This is a genomic window from Nannocystis sp. RBIL2 (genome assembly GCF_026626745.1).
Classification (GTDB): Bacteria; Myxococcota_A; Polyangia; order Nannocystales; family Nannocystaceae; genus Nannocystis.
In genome coordinates, this window is sequence record NZ_JAPNJW010000001.1 from 2,924,890 (window position 1) to 2,944,166 (window position 19,277).

20 protein-coding genes are annotated in these 19,277 nt (G+C 69.8%); 11 read left to right on the forward strand and 9 right to left on the reverse strand.

What is annotated here, in order from left to right; all coding sequences use genetic code 11:
• Nucleotides 1–219: 219 nt before the first annotated feature.
• The 3 genes from OV090_RS11390 (at nt 220) to OV090_RS11400 (ending at nt 1,686) form a co-directional block, all read left to right on the forward strand.
• On the forward strand, nt 220–465 hold the full coding sequence (locus OV090_RS11390) for a hypothetical protein (protein ID WP_267703613.1): 246 nt from the start codon (nt 220–222) through the stop codon (nt 463–465).
• Nucleotides 431–949, forward strand: coding sequence for a tyrosine-type recombinase/integrase (locus OV090_RS11395; protein WP_267703614.1), 519 nt, complete (start codon nt 431–433; stop codon nt 947–949). The genes OV090_RS11390 and OV090_RS11395 overlap by 35 nt, the downstream gene beginning before the upstream one ends.
• Nucleotides 950–1,164: 215 nt before the next feature.
• Nucleotides 1,165–1,686 carry a hypothetical protein gene (locus tag OV090_RS11400; protein ID WP_267703615.1) on the forward strand — a complete coding sequence of 174 codons (522 nt, stop codon included), beginning with the start codon at nt 1,165–1,167 and terminating at the stop codon, nt 1,684–1,686.
• 559 nt (nt 1,687–2,245) lie between these two features.
• Here OV090_RS11400 and OV090_RS11405 read toward each other — a convergent pair.
• A complete protein-coding gene (locus OV090_RS11405; protein WP_267703616.1) occupies nt 2,246–2,659 on the reverse strand; it encodes a hypothetical protein in 414 nt (137 codons plus the stop codon).
• Between the two features lie 719 nt (nt 2,660–3,378).
• Complete coding sequence (locus tag OV090_RS11410) at nt 3,379–4,104, reverse strand: hypothetical protein (protein WP_267703617.1); 726 nt, start codon at nt 4,102–4,104, stop codon at nt 3,379–3,381.
• Nucleotides 4,105–4,275: 171 nt separating this feature from the next.
• On the opposite strand from OV090_RS11410, the gene OV090_RS11415 reads away from it, so the two are divergent.
• A complete protein-coding gene (locus tag OV090_RS11415) occupies nt 4,276–4,404 on the forward strand; it encodes a hypothetical protein (protein ID WP_267703618.1) in 129 nt (42 codons plus the stop codon).
• A gap of 272 nt (nt 4,405–4,676) precedes the next feature.
• Here OV090_RS11415 and OV090_RS11420 read toward each other — a convergent pair whose 3' ends face one another.
• Both OV090_RS11420 and OV090_RS11425 read right to left on the reverse strand, forming a co-directional pair.
• Nucleotides 4,677–5,582: a phosphatidylserine decarboxylase gene (locus OV090_RS11420; RefSeq protein ID WP_267703619.1), complete on the reverse strand. Its 906-nt coding sequence runs from the start codon at nt 5,580–5,582 to the stop codon at nt 4,677–4,679.
• A gap of 431 nt (nt 5,583–6,013) precedes the next feature.
• Nucleotides 6,014–6,136, reverse strand: a complete 123-nt coding sequence (locus tag OV090_RS11425; protein WP_267703620.1) for a hypothetical protein — start codon at nt 6,134–6,136, stop codon at nt 6,014–6,016.
• 160 nt (nt 6,137–6,296) lie between these two features.
• Here OV090_RS11425 and OV090_RS11430 point away from each other — a divergent pair, with 160 nt between their 5' ends.
• Nucleotides 6,297–6,623: a hypothetical protein gene (locus tag OV090_RS11430; RefSeq protein WP_267703621.1), complete on the forward strand. Its 327-nt coding sequence runs from the start codon at nt 6,297–6,299 to the stop codon at nt 6,621–6,623.
• On the opposite strand, the gene OV090_RS11435 is transcribed toward OV090_RS11430, so the two are convergent.
• From OV090_RS11435 to OV090_RS11450, 4 genes are all read right to left on the reverse strand, one after another.
• Nucleotides 6,557–7,108: a hypothetical protein gene (locus tag OV090_RS11435; RefSeq protein WP_267703622.1), complete on the reverse strand. Its 552-nt coding sequence runs from the start codon at nt 7,106–7,108 to the stop codon at nt 6,557–6,559. The genes OV090_RS11430 and OV090_RS11435 overlap by 67 nt on opposite strands.
• A 57-nt stretch (nt 7,109–7,165) precedes the next feature.
• Complete coding sequence (locus OV090_RS11440) at nt 7,166–8,671, reverse strand: protein kinase (RefSeq protein WP_267703623.1); 1,506 nt, start codon at nt 8,669–8,671, stop codon at nt 7,166–7,168.
• The gene (locus OV090_RS11445; RefSeq protein ID WP_267703624.1) at nt 8,668–9,357 is read right to left on the reverse strand and encodes a sigma-70 family RNA polymerase sigma factor; all 690 of its coding nucleotides are present in this window, start codon (nt 9,355–9,357) and stop codon (nt 8,668–8,670) included. The genes OV090_RS11440 and OV090_RS11445 overlap by 4 nt, the downstream gene beginning before the upstream one ends.
• Before the next feature lie 299 nt (nt 9,358–9,656).
• Nucleotides 9,657–10,217 (reverse strand): hypothetical protein, encoded by a 561-nt coding sequence (locus OV090_RS11450; protein WP_267703625.1) that lies wholly within the window; start codon nt 10,215–10,217, stop codon nt 9,657–9,659.
• Nucleotides 10,218–10,409: 192 nt separating this feature from the next.
• Here OV090_RS11450 and OV090_RS11455 point away from each other — a divergent pair, with 192 nt between their 5' ends.
• From OV090_RS11455 to OV090_RS11480, 6 genes are all read left to right on the forward strand, one after another.
• The gene (locus OV090_RS11455) at nt 10,410–11,810 is read left to right on the forward strand and encodes a hypothetical protein (RefSeq protein WP_267703626.1); all 1,401 of its coding nucleotides are present in this window, start codon (nt 10,410–10,412) and stop codon (nt 11,808–11,810) included.
• Between the two features lie 481 nt (nt 11,811–12,291).
• Nucleotides 12,292–14,760 (forward strand): VIT domain-containing protein, encoded by a 2,469-nt coding sequence (locus OV090_RS11460; RefSeq protein WP_267703627.1) that lies wholly within the window; start codon nt 12,292–12,294, stop codon nt 14,758–14,760.
• A gap of 369 nt (nt 14,761–15,129) precedes the next feature.
• Nucleotides 15,130–15,273, forward strand: coding sequence for a hypothetical protein (locus OV090_RS11465; RefSeq protein WP_267703628.1), 144 nt, complete (start codon nt 15,130–15,132; stop codon nt 15,271–15,273).
• 428 nt (nt 15,274–15,701) lie between these two features.
• The gene (locus OV090_RS11470) at nt 15,702–16,331 is read left to right on the forward strand and encodes a hypothetical protein (RefSeq protein ID WP_267703629.1); all 630 of its coding nucleotides are present in this window, start codon (nt 15,702–15,704) and stop codon (nt 16,329–16,331) included.
• A 119-nt stretch (nt 16,332–16,450) separates the two neighbouring features.
• Nucleotides 16,451–17,023 (forward strand): NAD(P)H-dependent oxidoreductase, encoded by a 573-nt coding sequence (locus OV090_RS11475; protein ID WP_267703630.1) that lies wholly within the window; start codon nt 16,451–16,453, stop codon nt 17,021–17,023.
• Nucleotides 17,024–17,321: 298 nt separating this feature from the next.
• Nucleotides 17,322–17,915 (forward strand): hypothetical protein, encoded by a 594-nt coding sequence (locus tag OV090_RS11480; RefSeq protein ID WP_267703631.1) that lies wholly within the window; start codon nt 17,322–17,324, stop codon nt 17,913–17,915.
• 103 nt (nt 17,916–18,018) lie between these two features.
• Here OV090_RS11480 and OV090_RS11485 read toward each other — a convergent pair whose 3' ends face one another.
• Nucleotides 18,019–19,266: an adenylate/guanylate cyclase domain-containing protein gene (locus tag OV090_RS11485; protein ID WP_267703632.1), complete on the reverse strand. Its 1,248-nt coding sequence runs from the start codon at nt 19,264–19,266 to the stop codon at nt 18,019–18,021.
• Nucleotides 19,267–19,277 lie beyond the last annotated feature (11 nt).

The window sequence follows — 19,277 nt, forward strand, 5'->3', positions numbered from 1 at the left end:
GCCCGCGTTTGACTATTATCGTCAATATGATCAGTACTGCTGCGATCGCGTCGGCAGGTGTAATGGGATTACATGATACTTCCGCAGCGTGAAGAAGGCCGAGGTCGGCGCGCTGCATGCCAAGCTCAAGAGGAAGCGCGGCGCCTCCGTGGCGAATTACGTCCTCTGCGGGGTCGGGAGCCTCTACTCCCGCAACATCGAAGATGGGAGCTGGCGGACGTGCGCAACCCGGCCCACAAGGTCAACCGATTCGCCATCCCCGAGCGCGAGCGCTTCCTGACCCCCGAGGAACGGCAGCGCGTGCAGGCGGTGCTCCTCGCCGAGCTCAAGATCCCCGCCGGGCGCAAGGGGCACCTGAAGATCGCCAGCGTGTGGGCGATCGATCTGCTCGCGCTCACCGGCCGGCGACGCGACGAGATCCTGACGCTACGTGGCCGATGGTCGACTGGCAACACTCCCTCTTGAACCTCCCCGACACCAAGACGGGACAGCTCAAGGCGCCCGTGTCCGGCCGCGTGCTCGCGCTCCTGAAGCACGTTCACGAACAGACCGGCAACCCCAGCACGGGTACGTGCTGCGCACGTCGAGTGGCAAGCGCCTGCGGAGCATCAATCGCACATGGGAGAACATCCGCGCCGCCGCCGGGATCCCCGACGTCCGGCTGCACGACCTCCGGCACTCCTGCGCCAGCGACGCGATCATGAGCGGCGCGTCGCTCAGCACGGTCGGCAAGCTGCTGGGCCGCAAGCAGGAGCGGACCACGAAGCGCTACACCCACCTGGCCGACGACTACGTCCGCAACGCGCTCGAGACCGCGACGGATCGGATCGTGGAGGCGGTGCAGCCGATCGCCGCCCTGCCACCGGCGCCGTTCGAGCCGATGCGCGACGCGCGGTGGAAGACGATCGAGGCGATGGTCACGGCGGTCGAGGCGGCGGCCTCGGGCTAATCGCGCTCGTGTGTCCCCGCGACCGCCCCCGGTGCTCGGCACGGGGGGCGCCGTGTCACCGCTGGCTCGCAGCGCTGGCCGTGGCCGTGCACGAGCGTCGTGTACGTCGTCACCGCTGCAAGCCGCCTTCGCGGCGGGCTGGGCGTCGATCACCAGCTCCTCCACGCCACGACCGCGCGTAAATAGCTCCCATGCCGGCCTCATGGCCTGGCAGAATGGCGCTCGTGAAGGTGACCCGCCTGTTCCTCATTTTCGTCGTGTGTGCGGGGTGCACCGAGCCGGCCCGATCCGCGGAGCCAGCTCGGCTGGTCGAGCCGCCACGAACCCGACCTGTGCCGCCGGGTCCCTGGCACATCGTGTACGTCTGCGGCGCCGAGAACCACGGCCTCTTCTGGTCGAAGGAGTGGCTCATCGATCTCGGCGCGCAGCGGAGGATGTTCACCGCGCGGGAGGGAGCCAACAACGTCGTCGGCCTTCCGTCTGAGACCACGACGGCCGCGCTCTCACCCCAGACGGCGAGCGAACTCGAGTCACTGACCCGCGACGTTCTTGCTTCGGCGCCCTACACGACCGAGGCAGCAGAATTGGGCGGCACGGCATGTGTGGTCACGATCCGCTCCGCGGACGAGCCGCACGTGGAGCATCTGCGCGTGCAACGGCAGAGCGAGGGGTCGGATCCGCCTGGCCGCCTGGTCGCCGCACTCTTGCGTGCTTTCGAGAAGACCGAAGTCCAGTGACTCTCCCGCTCCGGGCGCACTCGCGGGGCGGTTACTGATTAACAGCGCGAGCGGAGCACGTCACCTCGGTCCTCTGAAGGGGCTCTCTGACCGTTTGCGCGACCTCGCGCTCGGCGCTACCAGGGCACTCGAGCGGCCCTGGGCGCTCTCTCCACTATTCCTGGCGCTCCCGGTGAAGGCGAGGCCGCAGCAGCCCTGCGAGCGGCCGAGGTCGGGGTGGAGACGCAGGCCGTGGGCGTCGCCGGGGTTGATCGTCACGGAATGATCGGGTCGGTCTCGCGCGCGGTCGACGACGAAACAACCACCCGCCACCTCGTTGCAGCGGTCGCAGCGGCTGCCCGGACCGAGCGCCGCGGGCAGCGCTCGCAGCGGACCCGTCAGCGCGGCGTGACACCCGGCGCAGGTGAAGATTCGTGCCATGACGCCCCCTGACACCGACCTCGACGCCACTCACAGGACCTTTTCAAGAAAACCCACGATCATGCTCGCGGGTGCGTCGGCTCCGGGCTCGAGTGCGTTGCGAAAAAATCGACGCGCCTCACGGGCGGCGCCGCCGGGTTCAGGGGGCGGGCTCGACCTGCAGGACACACTTCGTGGGCGGGTTGTAGGCGGAGACGGTCTCGAGCGTGAAGCGCCAGCCGAGCGCGACCTGCGGCGCGGGGGCGTCGTCGCGCTCAAGTGACAGGGTCACGCGCTCGGCCCCGCGGCGGACCTCGAGCCGACAGTCCTGCATGTTGCGGTCGTCCTTGCCGTGGGCGTAGCCGGCGGAGATGACCTCGATCTCTGTCCCATCAGACAGGCGGGTCGGCTCGCGCGCGATGGCCTTCAACTCGAGCGGCCCGGCGGGTGGAGCTGCGACGGCGGCTGGAGCGGCGGCGGCGACGTCCGTCGGAGGGGCGGGAGCCGGGACGGGCGACGGCGGCGCGGAGGAGTTGCACGCGAGCAGCAGCGACAGGACGAGTGCGTCACGCATCGCGTCGAGTGTAGAGGAGCGCACGGCCGGCGATCCAGCGGGCAGTTCGTCAAACCCGACAGGACATAACGCGGCGCGCAGGTCGGGACGCCGCCAAGCGTGTGCATGATCTCGTGGAGGATCGCGAAGTCGGCGTAACCCGGGGTCTCGGCGGACGCGCCGATCGGCTTGGTCGCGCACGCGGGACCTTCGAATGGGCGAAGGTGCCCTTGAGGTAGAACGCGGCGACGCCGACGACGAGCGCGGGGGGCACGGGTCGCCGCTGCTGTTGCAGACCGAGCGCTGGACCGACTGATCTCGCGCTCGGTGGTCTGCAGCTCCGGCTCTGAGCCCCGCACGGGTCGGTCTGCCTGTCTCCATACCCAGTGCTTCGACGGCTTCCGCGCGTTCGCGCGATCATCGGTCCGATCACCGACCTCACCCCGCTGTCGAGCCTGAAACACGTCGGCGGGCGCCTCACGATCGACGGCCGGATACATCCGAACAGCAAGCTGCTGGCGCTCGCCGGGCTCGAGAACCTCCAGTCTGTCGGCGGCCTCCTCGTCGAGGGCATCTGGATGCAAGCGCTGACGCCCAGAAGGGCGGACAAGGCTGCCCGTCGTATCTTCGTAGGCGTGCGACGAACCGCGTCGACGTCACCCTATGCCGCAAGTGCGGCGGCCGGACGCGCGTCAGCGACGTTGTCGAATCGCCCGCATTATCGATGTTCTACAGCGGGATCATGGACTCGATTCGAAGATGGACTCCCCGAAGGTCGCTGTCGGGAACATCTTCGGCAACGCGAACTTCATCCGCGCAAACGTCGGGTCGTTGCGGTTCAGGTAGGCGAGCTGCCAGTGGTGGAAGCCCCGTGCCCGGTAGGCGAGCTCGACGTACTGCGCGAGTGTCACGTTCATATCGACGATCCACGGGTCTTGCTCTTGCTGAAGGAGCCATACCCGGTCGCTCAACGCGCCCGAAGCACCCTTGCGGACCAGGGCGACGACGCCCCAATGGTACTCAAAGGGGTAGAACGCGCCGACGTCGACCGGCTGCCCATCGATCTTGCAGTATTGCAGCGCACCCTTGTAGCCAGCGTCTGGCGCGCGGTTTTCGAGAATCATCGACCCGAGGTCCAGATAGGCCATGTCTCCACTGAAGAGCTCTTCCAAAAAGCTGAAGCTGTAGCCCTGGTCGAGATAGTTCGACCGGATCCACGCGTCGGCTTCCAGCGCGCGAGCCAGAGCCGAACTAGGCGCAAGATGCCATGAGATTTTCACCATCGACAGGCTCGACAAGAACGCGTGAAGACCGTCGGTCAGGCGAATCGACCAATCCGCGATCTCGAATGCGAGATTCTCCTCATTCGGCGCCACCACCACGGGAGGATTGCGCATCCGAATTCCCTCGGACGGAATCGTTCGACTCAGGTCGCTATAGCGATCATGCATTGTGCTCAGTGTCATGGCGGTCATGATAGCGTCGGAGTCCGACCCCTGTCAACGGGAACCAGCGGCGAGTTCGCCAGGCCAGTCGATGTGTGAGATTCATTCTGTACTGGACGAACTCATCTGAATCGCGGGGAGGTTCGGTCGCATGGCGAGAGGCTGGCTCGACTCGGGCACGAGACAGCGGCCATGCGGATCGCAGACGGCGCCGCCTTGGTTTTCACTCGCTACCTGCGCGGCCTTTTGTTCGAGCGCAACCGAGTGCTGCGCGAGATCGTGGAGTCGAATCGATGGGGCGAATCCCTCGCGGGGACATGAACGCAGGCCGCCGGCCTGCCGCTCGCAGCCTCGGTCGTCCTGCCAATCAGCTCCGCGGCAGGAGCGTCACGCCCGTGAAGACAACGTGCCAGGCCTTCGAGATGGGCAGCCGACTGCGGCTCACGGTGACGCGCGGATGTCCCTCGCGCTGAAGGTGGAGTTCCGCGCCGACCTTCGCCGGCTTCATGGCGGTCTCGGCGCTCTTTGGGCTCTAAATCTTCGTCGGTGAGGCCGGTACCGGCCTGAAGCGCCGAACTGCTCGCTTCCCGGCCTCACCGGTTGGGATACGCCAGACCGATCGCCTGGCCCTGGTTGTGGTGGACCTGGGGCTGGGCGGTGAGGTTGACGTTGCACGCGGCCTCGAACAGGACGATGTGGTCCGAGCCGCCGAACTGGAAGTACGCGAACTCCTCGCCCTTGTACAGCGTCTTGCCGACGTCCGCGGTCATCACCACCGACGAGACCTGGGCCATGCCGATGGGGAGCACGGCGACCAGCCCGATCGGCGAGTCGAGGACGATGAGGCCGCGGGCCTGCGCGAACTGGTAGCCGGTCTCGTCCAGCGCGTCGAATTTCTCATAGGCGCGCTTGTGCCGGAGGGGCACCAGGCGATGCTCGCCATCCGCGCTGCCCTCGACCGGCTGGGCCACGACGTTCAGGTAGACCTGGCCGTGGATCGCCCGCGACTCCAGGACCCGGCCGCCGACCGGGACATGCAATCGATGGTAGTCGGTGGTGTTGAGGAAGGCGTGCATGAAGACGCCGCCCTGGAACCGATCGCGGTAGGGGCTCCCCTCGAGGAGCTCGTGGATCGACCACTCCAGCGATTTCACCACGATCTTGGACTTGCCGTTGATCTGCCACCAACCGACGAACTCCGAATCGGCCGCCGACACGATCACGCGCGGGTCGCTCATGGCCGCGATCGGACGCATGCCCGGCTTCACGTGGCGCGCGAACAGCTGGTTGAACGTCTTGTAGCCGCTCGGCGGCGGCATATACTCCTCGAGGTTGAACTTGGGCGAGTTGGAGAACGTGCGCAGCGTCTCCTCGTCGATCGATTCGGCGGTGTCGAGGAAGGTGCCCCAGGCGTCGGCGTAGTCGACCATCCACTTGGACAGCGGGGTCAGCGGCGCCGCGCGCTCGGCCGGCACGATCGGGTTCTGCAGCTCGCGCATCGATGGCTGACCAGACGTGAGCCGCTCGGGCACCCTAGCGGAAGGCCCGGCGCGCCGCAATCACGACGGCGACACGGATGTTTACCATGTTAAATGGACATTGTTCAGAACAATCATCACGAACTTCGTTCGCCCATTCGTGGCACCTCGGACCCGAGCGAGGGCGGCGCACGGCGGCGGGATCGACCGCGACTGCGTGATGGTCGGCCGCTGCGATCGAGCGAGGCCGCGCCACCTCGCTCGATAACGAACGCGGCCGCGGCAGGCCCGGCGCGAGCGGACGGATCGGACCGCCACGCTCGCGCCGAAGCGCGGGCTGAGCGTCCTCGTGCTCGCAGGTCTGTTCTATAGGTTCTTCAGGACAGGCGCCCAGTCTCATGGCAGCCTGTCCCGACGAACATGTCACATGTCCTAAAGATCATACTATCGAGTCACGGCAGACGGATGCCGTCGACGCCCCACAGCGCCGTCGCCGAGCTGCCGGTCGGCAGCCGCGTCAGCTCACCCGTCTTCCAGCGCCGCACGAACGCCCCGTCGCCGTCGCCCCAGCCCACCAGGAAGTCGTCTCCCGATCCCAGTCGGAGAGGCGCTCCGGTTGCTACCCTGTGACTGCCTACGGCGAATTCAGGTCGGGTTGCCGGGCTTTGCCACGGCGTTGCCATCGAACCGGTCGAAGTTGCGAGCGCGCACGCCCCGCGGGTATGCTGGGCGCGCGTGACCTGGTTCCTCGACAAGCAATTCCTCGAAGCGGTCGACCTGCAGGCGTACGACGCGGCCGCCATCGCCGCGCGGGTCGGCCTGCCGCGAGAGGCGGTCGCAGCGTTCGTCGACCCCGGGCGCCGCTATTGGCTCAAGAGCTGCCCCGAGTACGGCTGGCTCGTCGGCGCGAACACCGAGCGCAAGCCGACGATCCTGTTTGTCGGCACGCCGCGCTTGGCGGCCGATCGTTCGGCCGGCATCACCGAGACTTTCGCTCACCGCGCCGCCGATCTCGCGGGTGGCTGCCACGACTGGTCGATCGTCGTGCAGGCGGTGACCTGATCGCGCCGCGCCCCGTAGGACGGGTCCAGGTACAGCCCATAAGCCACCTCGCAATGGGCGGGCGTCGCGTAGCAGGAGGTCTTGGTCGCATCGCCGCGGTAGAACGTGAGGCACGCGACCTTCTGCAGCGCCTTGCAGCCGCCGAGGACGACCAGGCCGCGCTCCTTCGTCTCGGCGAGGTCGCGCGCGCACCACTCCTGCAGCGCGTGGCATGCGCTGACCTCGGTGCCTTTCGGCGAGACGTGCTCGAAGCAGTAGAACGGGGTGTCGGCGGCGTGGCGGAAGTCGCGGCCGACGAACTCGGGCACGCCGTCGGAGCCCATCACGGGCTGGTCGACGGGCCCGGGCCGGAGGGACTCGGGGAGGGCGGCGGCGATGTCGGTGGGCCGCGGGACGGTGGGCGCGACGGGCGGCCCCATCGTGAATTTTTGGGCGGGGTAGCACGCGGTCAGCAGGCACACGGCGAAACACACCATTCGAGTCATGTCGGTCGGTCTCCTGGGTTCGCAGGGACCGGACACGGGCAGCCCGGAAATGTCGCATCACCTACGGCACTTGGGGGCCACGCGCGCGAGTTCGAGCTCCGGCGCGGTGGCGCGGAGCTCCGCCAGCACGCCGGCCTGGGCCAGCGCAGCGTCGCAGCGGCCGATGCCCTCGAAACACTCGATCGCGTTGATGGCGTACTTCTGCATCTCCGCGCGGGTGGTGGCGAGGGTCGTGACCCATGTCGCCCGATGCGCGCAGGCCGCTGGCGAGCGGCCGCGGGACCCTTGCGTGAGGGCTCGCTCGGCCCGCCCCTCGACGATGTCGCCGTCGGCCGGGCAGAAGTCTTTGGCGACGCCGTCGGCCGCGGCCCCGAGCCTGGGCCGCATTGCGGCGACCGCCGCCTGGCAGCGCCCGGCGAGCAGCTCACAGAACGGGCGGTACTCCTCGTGGCGCGCGTCGATAGCGACGAGGCTGGCGAGGTTGTCGGCGCACTTGTCGGCGTCCTTCTCCCCCAACGCGTCCTTCAGCGCCTTCTCGAGCGCCTCCGCATCGGCCGTCGAGCTCGGCGTGGCCGGGACCGGGGGAACGACGCTCGGCGGCGCGCCCGGCCACACCCACACGGCGAGCGCAGCGACGACGAGCCCTACAGCAGCCGCGGCGAAGCCCCAGCGGCGGCGCGGTCGCGCCTCCAAGGCCGCCACCAGCTCGGCCACGCGAGCGAAGCGGTCGTCCGGCCGCACGGCGATGGCGCGAGCCAGCACGTCGCGCGCGCCCGCGGGTATCTCTCTCGGCAGCGCGGCGGCAGAGGTGCCGGCGGGCACGACCGCCCCGGCCACCGCGTGGATCATCGCCATCGCCAGCCCGAACTGGTCGGCGCGGACGTCGATGGCCACGCCGGCGGCCTGCTCGGGAGCCATGAATCCGGGCGTGCCGCCGAGCGCCGCGGTGCCGTCGCCGACGAGGCCGAAGTCGCCGAGCCGGGCGCGCCCGTCGCGGCCGACGAGCACGTTGGCGGGCTTGACGTCGCGGTGCATGAGCCCGCGAGCGTGAACCGCCATGAGCCCGCGCGCGACTTGCAGATAGAGGTCGCGGACTTGCGGCCAGGTCGGTCGCACGCGTCGGCACCAGACGTCGGCGGAGTCACCGTCGACGAGCTCGGTGACGAGGCAGATTCCGCGCTCGCCGTCGAGCACGTCGTGGATGGCGAGGACGTGCGGATCGGCGACGAGCGCGAGGGCGCGGGCCTCGGCCAGTAAACGGTCGCGCGCGAGCGGCTTGTCGGGTCGGACGATCTTGATCGCGACGCGGCGCGACAGGAGCGGATCGAACGCCTCCAGGACGACGCCCATGCCTCCCCGCCCGAGCGGCTCGGCGATCTCGTAGCGGCCGATCTCCGCGCCCGCGACGGCGTCGCCCGGGGCCACGAGCTTCGCCACCTCGGCCACGATCGCGGCGCACGAGGGACAGCCGGCCAGGTGCCGCTCGAGCTCGACGCGATCGTCCTCCGCGAGCGCCCCCTCGACGAGGGCCGCGATCGTCTCGTCGCTCGGGCACGTCGTCACGGTTCGGTCTCCGCGAGCAGGCGCGACAGCGTGATCTCGACCTGGCCGTCGATATCCCGCTGCAACGACGCGAGCTCGCCGTCGTCGAGCGCGAGCGAGGCCTTAAGGCCGGCGAGGGTGCGCTCGACGAGGCGCTCGCGGGCCTTGGCCAGGCGGCGAGCCGCGGTGGCGCGATGGATGCCCAGTGCCACGCAGAGCTGATCGATCGACAGCCGGTGGACGACCCCGAGCCGGAGCACCGCGCGCTCGGAGCTCTCGAGCCCGCGCACGGCCGCGGTGATGGCGGCGCGAAACGCATCGCGGTACTGGGCCTTGAGGAAGTTCAGCTCGACGTCGTCGTCGCGATCCACGAGGTCGGCCAGGCCGCCGGTCGAGGCGTTGGGGCGCGCCGGGTCTTGGCCGCGCTGCGCGTTCAGGCAGACCCGCAATGCCGCGACGCGCAGCCAGTTCTCGAAGTGACCTCGACCGGTGTACTGGGAGATCCGCGGCGGCGTCCCGGTCAGGAGGCGCACGCGGACCAGCTGACGCAGCTCGTCGGCGTGCTGCGGATCGGTGGCGAAGCGCGCCGTCACCGTCCGCAGCACGGGGCCGAATCGCTGCTCAAAGGTCGCTATCGCCCTGGCGTCACCGGCGGCGCACTCACTCGCCAGCGCGAGGTCGATCGCGTGTATGTCCGTCGCTCCCACGGTCGCCGCGAGCTTAGGACCCGCGCACGAGGAAGTCGACCGACGGTCCCGGCGGCCGACTGCTCGAGGTTGACCCCACGCGGGCCGCCCGTGTGCAGCGTTCGCTCGTCGCCCTGTACCTAGTTCCCGCGCCCGAGTTCGGGGAGCGCGGCTGTCGCTAGCCGGGCACACGAAGGCCCACTGCGCGTTCCAAGTGGAACCGTATCCTCTGTCGCCGTTCCAGTTCTTCTTCGCGGGTGCCATCGCCCATTCGTTCGGCGGCGCATGTCGAACGCGAGCGGGTCACGAGGCGCGCGGCGTCACGCCGGGTGATCGCGGCGGCTACACCGCCTCGCGTGCGCCGAGGACCGGATGTTGCTCGACCTGTAGCCGTTTTTCGAGCAGGCGACGGGCCTCGTGGACGTCGCCTGTGCCGACTTCGTGCCGTCGGCCCAGACCTCGGTGTTGAGCTCGTAAGGGAACTGCTTGACGAGCTGACAGAGCCTGTCGGCGTCATGGCAGCCGGGGACCATCGTATCGCCGATGTTCAGGAGCACGATCGACTCCGGATCGTCATGCTTCGCCGCGAACGCCGATGCCGCCCACGATCCCGGGGTGCCCTTGGAGTCGCCTACGGTGTCGTAGGTGTTCGAGATGAGCGTCACCATCAAGAGCGCGTCCTCCCGCAGAAAGCCGTCGTTGCAGCCGCCTGGGGCGTTCGACGCAATGCGTTCGCTCGGTGATCCCGAGCGGCCGGAACAGTTCCAACCGGGGGGTGAGTAATCGGGCCGGACCTCGCCCGACGTCGAGCCCGTTGATCGCTCGGTGTCGAGCAGGCATGCCGCATCACAGTCCCGGCAGCGCCCGAGCGCCGGCATCACCCTCCCCGACGGCCACTACCGGCGGGGCTAGCTCGCGCGGGGTCCTCTCGTTTTGCGTCGGTTGGCAACGCTGCGCCCCGACACCGAACACAAGGTGGCGAGGTCGGCCATGATCACCAGGGCCCGCCAGCCATGGCGGCCGCCAGCGAACCCCTGATGGAAGGCCTCGAGCGTGCGTGTATCTTGGGCCCCGTGAAGAAGACGCTGCTCGCCGTCGCCCTGTGTCTGGCGGCCACCTCCGCGCACGCCGGCGTCGTCTTCGTCAAGGAGATGCGCACCAAGGTGGTCTCGGGCGCGCCTCCGAAGGTCGTCGAAGAGACCCAATCGCGGACCACCACCTGGCGCGAAGGGCTGCGCGAGCGCTCCAGGCAAGAGGGCAACGCGTTCGTGCAGGTGGGGACGACGCTCCACGACGCGCGCACGGGGGAGACGTGGGTGCTCGACGAGGCGCAAAAGAAGGCCGCGCCCTTGATGGTCGAGCCGCAAGCGGGGCTCGTCCTCCTGGCCGCCGACTACGGGCTCGAGGTGGACGCGACCGGAGCGATCATCACGACATCCTCGTTTCGCGCGATGGGCGACTCCGAGACCATCGCGGGCGCCCAGGCGGCGCGCTACCTACTCGAGACCGGATCGAAGACGCTCCGGGTCGAGGTGTGGGTGGCGAACAACACCGCGTTGTCGAACGCCGACTGGGTCGGCGCGCTGCGTCGCCGCCTCGGCGGGAAGACCGATCCAGGCGCCGAACGATTCCTCGCCGCATGGGCCGCCCTGCCGGGCTACCCGGTTCGGGTGCGCACGACGGCGACCGCGAACAACACGACGCTGGTGATCGACAACCTCCTCGTCGAGGCTCGCTCCGAACGGATCGCGCCCGCCCTCCTGCGCATTCCGAAGGACTATGCGCGGGAGGCCGACGGCACGAGCCTCCTCGTTTCGCAATACCTCGCGCGCGAGCGCGAGAAGGACCAGGCGTTCCTCCGCGAGCACGGGCTGAGCACCCCCTTCGTGCCGAGCGCCGCGAAGCCGCTGCCGCCGCTGCTCGCTGGCGGGTCGTGCACGCAGAAGGACTATTGCTTCGAGCAGTTCGGCCGTGACATCACACCCCTCAAGGAGTTGTGCAGCGCGGGCTACTCCGACCAACCCTGCAGTCGGACGCGCCTGCTCGGCATCTGCGCCGAGCGGACCGACCAGCAGGTCTTCTACCGCTACGAGCCCCTCGACAGCGGTCGCTGGAAAGAGCCGCATACCTTCATCCAGGACGAGTGCCCCGGCCGATTCATCGAGAACCCCGCGGGCATCGTCGAGGCGAAGGCGCGCGCGCGAGCGTTCGTCGCGTCGGGCGGCAAATGGCACTGCAAGCAGCCCTATCACTGCGTCGACCTGTTCGCTACCACCGCCACCGACGCGAAGGCGGCTTGCTTCCTCGGTGACTTGGCCCAGGGGCCCTGTCCCCGGGACGAGTGGGTCGGAGCTTGCTGGGAACGGCAAGGGCTGCGCCGGGTCAAGACGGAAGGCTACTGCACCGGCGCGTCCTTCGAGCGCTCAGGGCCCGCGTCGACCGGCTCCGGCCCCGCGGCAGATGTGCCGTTCTGAGAGACTCGCAGCCGCGAGGTCCCCACCGCGACAATCACTTCGGAGGCATCGGCACCGCCCATACGCCGTCCTCGGGCGCGTCGTTGTCGACGTAGTCGAGCGTCTCGTCCTCTGACACGTGGGCGAGGCTGACTGACCATTATATATATAATTAAACATCGCAGTGTTGTTCCAATCCCACGTGTCACTGGTCGCACCGTTTCCCGACAGGATGACCAGAGCTATCGTGCTTGATACTTCCACGCCATCGGGGGGGTCGGATCCGACGTCTGACTGTCGCCGCCGGTGCCGGTACTCGTCGTCGGCGCGCCGGTGTGGTGCCGCCGTCCGTCGAGCCGCTGCTCGACTCCGTTCCCGTCCACGGCGGGGCTGCGGTCGTGACGTTGCCGGAAGCGCTCGCGCTGTCGCTGGGATTCCCGAGCCCGCCGCACGCGCTTGTGCGGCCGGAGAACTTAGCGACGCGCGGATTGTCTCAGCGCCCATGCAGCGTACCGCCCTGCTCCTCGCCGTGCTCGCGACCCTCTCGCCCGCGCCGGCCGCAGCCGACCGGCTGGCGTCCGCCCGCGGGCAGCCGCTGACCGAGGTGTCGCACGAGGCGACGGTGCGGATCGAGGACGGGATCGCTCGTTACCGCGTGCGCCGGACCTTCGCCAACGCCGGCACGCAGGCCGAGGAGGCGGCGCTGCGCATCGACCTCGCCCACGGCGCGGCGGTGACCGGCCTGCGGATCCGCGCCCGCGACCGCTGGTACAGCGGCGAATTGATGGAGGCCGAGGAGGCGCTCGCCAAGTACCGCGAGCTGACTGGCATCGGCGCGTCGGAGGCGAAGGACCCGGCGCTGCTGCAGTGGGTGTGGGCCGACTCGGCCCACCTGCGGGTGTTTCCGGTGCTGGCGGGCACCGTCCACACCGTCGAGTACACGCTGACCGCCCCGCTCGAGTACCGCGATGGCCGCTACGTGATCACGTACCCGCGGCCCGACGCGAGCACTGAAGGCACGCTGCCGCTGGCGGCGCCGATCTTGCGCGTCGACCCCGGCCACGGCGACGCGCGCACGGTCGTCCGCGTCGCCGGCAACCGCGTCGCGCCGGACGCCGCGGTCGTGCTCGCACCGCCGCCGAAGCTCGAGTGGGTCGGCGACGGCGCGCCCGATCCGGGAGCGGGATACGTATTCAGCCGCCTCGACATCGAGCGCGACGAACCGGTGCTCGCCGCCGAGGTCGACCTCGAGATCGACCACACCTTCTCCGGCGACCTGCAGGTCCACCTCGTCACGCCCGCCGGCGAGCACGTCGAGGTCACCCGCGGCGCCAGCGGCAGCAACGACATCCGCGGCGCGTTCAAGCTCGACCTGCCCGCGCCGCAGGCGAAGAGTCCCAAAGACCCTGTCCCGAAGGGCATGTCATCGCTCGGCGCGTGGCACCTGGTCGTCTCCGATCACGCCGGCTTCGACGTCGGCAGCCTCGACGCGTGGTCGCTGACGCTGACCCCGGCGAAGGCCGGCGCGGCGCCGATCCGCGCGGCCGCGGTCGACCTGCCGCGCTTCATCCCCGACGCGCCCGACGGCGACGGCGACGGCGACCACGTCGTGATCGAGGTCGAGCCGCCGCCGCTCGCCACCCTGGCCGCTCGCCTCGGCCGCGTCGTCGCCTCGGCCGAGCGCGGCTTCACGCGCCTCGAGATCGACGCCGCGCCGCGCCTGCGCGAGCTGCCGCGCCGCGCGTCGGTCGTGTTCGTGCTCGACGTGTCGCGCTCGGTGCCCGAGGCGGAGACCGCGGCGCAGCTGCGGATCGTCGACGCCTACCTGTCGCACGTGCCCGACGCGTCGGTCGAGCTCGTCGTGTTCGACCGGACGGCCCGCCGCGCGTTCGGGCAATTCGTCGCGGCGAAGGACATCGCGGCCGCGCTGGCCAAGGCGCGCGCGGCCGGGACGTTGACCGGCGGCAACGGCAGCGCGCTCGAGGAGGGTCTGGGGCTCGCCGCGACCGTATTGCAGGGCCGCCACGGGCCGACGCGGATCGTCGCGCTGACCGACGCGCTGCTGCGCTCCCGCTTCCGCAACGCGCTCGCCGACCCGGCGCTCGCGCGGGCGCCGGGCGCGACGGTCACTCACCTCGTGATCCCCGAGCAGGACAGCGAGGCGTGGATCCGCCGCGACGACGCGCACGACCTGGCGCCGATCGTCGATGGCCACCGGGGCGTGCTGTTCGCGGTGTCGGCCCCCGAGGGCGACAAAGCGCTGGCGAAGACGGTGCTCGGGCTCGTGCGGCCGATCGCCATCGACCACTTCGCGATCCGCGGCGTCGACCTGTCCGAGGCGCAGGCGGTTCCCGAGACGCTGCGCGAGGGCGCGGGCTACCGGGCGATGATCGCCGCGAAAGATCCGACGCGCAGCGTCGTCATCACCGGCAAGATCTGGGCGACCCCGTTCCGCAGGGTCGTCCGCCACGAGCCGGGCTTCGACGCCGCCACCGCCGCGTTCGTGTTCTCCGAGGACGAGCATGATGAGCTGACGAAGGAGGAGATGCTGCGCGTCGCGTTCGCCGGCCGCGCGGTCTCGCCGGTCACCTCGTACCTCGCCACCGAGCCCGGCGTCCGTCCATCGACCGAGGGCCTGCTCGACGAGGAGATCGGCGAGTCGCTCGGCCTCGCCGGGCTCGGCCTGGCCGGTGCCGGCGCGGGCGGGGGCGGGTCCGGCGCGGCGCCGTTGCCGTCGTTCGAGAGCCTCCTGGCCCCCGCCGTCGATCGCTGCGTCGCCGCGCACAAACCGGCGAGCGGCTGGAAGGTCGAGCTCGAGCTCGAGACAACCGGCGTCGAGATCGTCGACGTCCAGGCGACGAGCCCCCACGGCAAAGGCATGGGCGAGTGTCTCGTCGAGGCGGCCTGGCAATTGGTGCTTCCGAACGGCGACTGGCCATCCCGCGAGACGCACAAGGTCAGCCTCGGCTGACAGCAAGTATGCCGCGGCTTGATCCGTGAAGCATGGATCAAGCCACGCAGGCACATGGCTGAGCCAGATTGCGCGGAAACGCCCATGTGCTCTTCCTGAGCATGCCCATCCCATCTCCAACGATCTTCGAATTCGCATTGTCGACGCCCGTGCTCAGGAAAGGCAGACCTACGAGCAGCTCGCCGAACGCTTCGGCGTGGGGCGAGCCACCGTCGATCGAATGCTGCGGCTGGCTCGGGAGACCGGCTCCGTGGAGCCGCGGCCGCATGGTGGAGGGGCCGCGCGACGGACGGGCCAGCAGGAGCAGGATTTGATCGTCGAGCTGGTCCGGGCGGCCTCCGCTCGCCGCGGCTCGAGCTGGCCGGCTGGATGCTGGCGACGCTCTGCAGGTCGGTCGTCTACCACGGCGTGCTCGAGCGCCCCGACGACACCCGCTCGGGCGCCCTCGTCGACGAAATGGTCGGTATGCTCGCCGGCTGGTTGCGCGGCGACCGGGCGCGCGCGGCCCGCTGAGGCCGCGCGTTTCACCTGTCCTTCGGGACATCAGAGAGCGACAACTTGCCAGGCGAGCGGGGAGCGTGGACCTCATGGGGGATGAGGCCTCCAATCGACCGCACGGGCCGAGTCCTGCGCGAGGACGAGTGACGTCCGATCCGGGAGAGATCTGCGATCTCCGCTGGCTACGGCCTCTGCTCGAGAGATCGGGCGCGTCGGGTCGTCGACGCAAAAACAGTCGCGCGGAATAGACTGCGTCGCGGCCTTGTTCAGCGCCTCGTCCGCGCATGCGGGCGCTTTCAAAGGAAAAAACAGTGACACTGCGATTTCGAGGGATGATCATCTCCAGTCTGTTCATGCTGCCGCTCTTGTCGGGATGCGACGACAATAAGGGTGGAGAGAGCGCAAGTGGCAGCACGAGCGGCGAAGACACGACCGGAAATAGCATGACCGAGGGGAGCCCGACCGAAGGGGGCACCGGGGGCAGCGCCGACAGCGACAGCACGACCGGGGGCGGCACGACCGGGGGCAGCACCGGCAGCGACGGCACCACTGGCAGCACCACCGGCAGCGACGGCACCACGGGAGACTCCGGAGACGCGTCGCTCTGCCAGGACGCCTGCGACAAGCTGGTCTCCTGCGAGCTCGAGGAGAACGTGCCTGAGTGTCTCTCGTGGTGCGATCCGCTGGCAGAGGAGGTGAGCGACCCTCACGTCTTCCCCGGGTGTGCCGCTCTCGTCCAGGGCTTTCTCGAGTGCGTCGCCGAGGAGCCCATGTGCTTCGAGCGCGACCCGTGTTCGGGGCTCGACGTGGCGATCGAGGAGAAGTGTAGCTGCGGGCGAACGGCCGGGGGCGCCATCGACGGAAGCGAATGTACCTACGAGGAGGAATGTGGGGTCGTCTCCCGCAAAGTCCACTGCGTCGGCGGTACCTGCATCTGTGAAGTGAACGGCGAGGACGTGGGCGGTTGCCAGGCCCAGGCGAAGATCTGTGGGAGCCTGGACCAGGGCGGCGCTCTCATGGCGATCGCCGCGGGCGAGTGCTGCGGCTGGGAGCCGTTCGAGCTGGGCGATTGAGCCCACCGAGCGCCCGGGTCCGGCAGCCCGCGCGGCCGCGAGCGCGAGGCGACGGGGTTCGGGCGGCGCAACGCCGGCGCGGGGCTTGCCTGTGGAGCGCGGGACATGTATCGAGGGCCATGCGGATCTTCGCGCTCGACGGCTCGCTCGCCGGTGACGGCGGCAACTCCTCGGCGATGATCGACGTGGCGGTCGAGCAACTGCGTCCGCACGCGGCGGTCGAGCGCGCCGCACTGGCGAGCGCGCCGGGGTTCGAGGCGCACCGCGCGGCGCTCGCGGCCGCCGACGCGCTGGTGATCGCTACGGGTACGTACTGGGACTCGTGGTCGAGTCTTCTCCAGCAATTCCTCGAGCAGGCGACGCCGAGCGAGGGCACGCCATTGTGGCTCGGCAAGCCGGCGGCGGTGCTGGTGACGGCGCACGCGGTCGGCGGCAAGGGCGTGCTGTCGCGGCTGCAGGGGGTGTTGGCGACGTTCGGGGCCCTGATCCCGCCGATGGGCGGGCTCGCTATCACGCGCGTCGGCGAGCTCGCGCGGGCGCATGGTGGACCTGGCTGCGAGGACATCTGGAGCGTCGACGATGTCGCGGTCGTGTGCCACAACCTGCGAGCGTGCGTCCGCGGCGAGCGCGAGTTTCAGGCCTGGCCGGTCGACCGCGGCGACCCGGGCGAGCGCTGGCTGCGGCGCGAGTGAGTCACCAGCCGAGGCGCGCCTGCAACTCCATGGCGAGGTGCATGCCCATGCGCGGCACCTCGAAGTTGACGTTGGAGCGGACGCGAGTCCGCCTGTCGCGCCCCGAACGGCGGCGCGGCAGCGGTGCGTCGGCGACCCCGCCCAGTTGAACCCTGGCCCGCAAGTCGTGGTTACTCGTCGACAGCCTTCGAGCACCTCCGATGCACAGCGCCGGCCTGACGAACCCTTCCGAGAACGCCCATCTGGCCAGGAAAAGAGGGGCTGCGACGCTGGCCCGCGACGCAGTATCATGCGACCGATGACGAGCGCGCCCTGGCACAACGATCCCGCCCTCCGCGACCGTTTCCACCCGGACCACCCGGACGACCTCCAGGTGCTCTTACATGACGGCGAGCCGCGCCGCTGCGGACGCACGCCCGAGGGTTGCTGGGTGACTGTACGAGGCGTGCGGCAGACACTGCGGATCCCGATCGCGCCGGAGGGCACCAGCCCGCCGCTGCTGGCCGACGCGGTCCGATGGGTCGAGCGACCCGTGTACGAGGGGATCCTCCTCAACGAGCCGCAGCAGCTCATGACGGCGCACAAGGGCGACTCGCTGCTGTTCGTGACGAGCCCGGGGATCCCGCATCCGGTACGGGTGACGGAGGCGTACGTCGGCGAGCGCAGCAGCTGGTCGATCCAGCCGTGCAACCGCTGCGGCGCCGACCAGGCGCTCGATCCGCCGACGATCATGGCCCATACCCGCTTCCCCGACGCGCCCGCCGGATCGGTGCCGGTGGCCTTCAGCGCGTTCTGCCCGTGCGGTGGGACGATGCTGCTCGCGCTCGTCGAAAATGCCGCGGCGCTGCCCGAGCAGCCGCCGGCGCGCAAGCCGTGGTGGAAGTTCTGGTGAGGCCCGCGTGAAGGGAGACGCGGGGTCGGGCCCGCCGCCCAAGCGAGGCACGGGCCGACGGCCAAAACCTCGAGGCTCGGTATCGCCTCGGCGGGCGATCATGTCACGACGCGGTTCGCGGAACGGATACGGCGGGGACGACCGCGTAGAGGGCCTGGGCTTGGGCCACGCCGCGCAGGCGGTGACTACCGAGCGCGACCAGGCGCATGCGGGCCGCGGGCAGGGCGTCGGCGAACGCCTGCGAGACAAGGACGTCCTGCGCAAGCGGGCGGCACATCGCCGATATCCGCGCGGCCTCGTTGACGGCCGGGCCGATGACGGTGAAGTCGAGACGGGCGGCGCCGCCGATGTTGCCGTAGAACACGTCGCCGAGGTGCAGCGCGAGGTAGGCCCCGGTCGCGGGCAGGCCGACGGCGACGCGACGGGCGCTGACCTCGGCGAGCGCGGTGAGCACCGAGTCAGCAGCCGCGAGCGCGCGGCTGGCGGCCTCGGCGGTGCTGTCGCCGACGGGGAACATGCCGAGCAGGCCGTCGCCGATGAACTTCAGGACAGTGCCGCCGTGGCCGTGGATCGCCTCCACCTGCGGGTCCGCGTAGTCGTTGAGCAGCGGGAGGACGAGTTCGGCGTCGGTCGAGTCGACCATGCTCGTGAAGCCCTTGAGATCGCTGAACCACACGACTGCGCGGATGCGTTCCGCGACGCCGCGAGCGATCGCCCCGCGCAGCACGCGTCCACCGGCGTCGCCGCCGAGGTAGGTCTCGACCACGGTACGGGTGATCTGGCGGACCGTGCATGACAGCATCGCCGCGGCGAGGAACGGGCCGAGCGCGGCGACGAGGTCGACATCGGCCTCGGCGAAGCCGACGGGCGCGTCGCTGCCCCACGACGAATACACGCAGTCGAACTCGCCCATCTTCACGGCGTCGCCGAGCCGATGGACGCACGCGATGTAGTCGGTGATCCCGGTCGCCGCGAGCTCCGCGAGCACCGGGAACGGGTAGCGGCCGTCCGCCGGCGGGCACCGGAAGCGGTACAGCGACTCGCCCCCGGCGAGCAGATGGTGGAACGGGCTCGCCACCCACATCGGCGCGGTCGGCAGCGACGCCTCGCGGGTGATCTCGTCGCACTCGATGCCGACGTCGCGCCGCCAGGTGTACAGCCGACCGCCGACGAGCGGGTGCAGCGTGTCGACGCCGACGATCATTCGTGACAGCGGCACCCCGCCGGCGACCAGCCGGTCGCACACGCCTTGCACGACCGCGAGCTCGGGCACGCCGGCGAGAGTGTCCTCGGTGATACTGCGCGACAGCTCGAGCAGCAGGCTCTCGCGCGCGTGTAAGTTGGTGGTCATCGGCTCCGGCG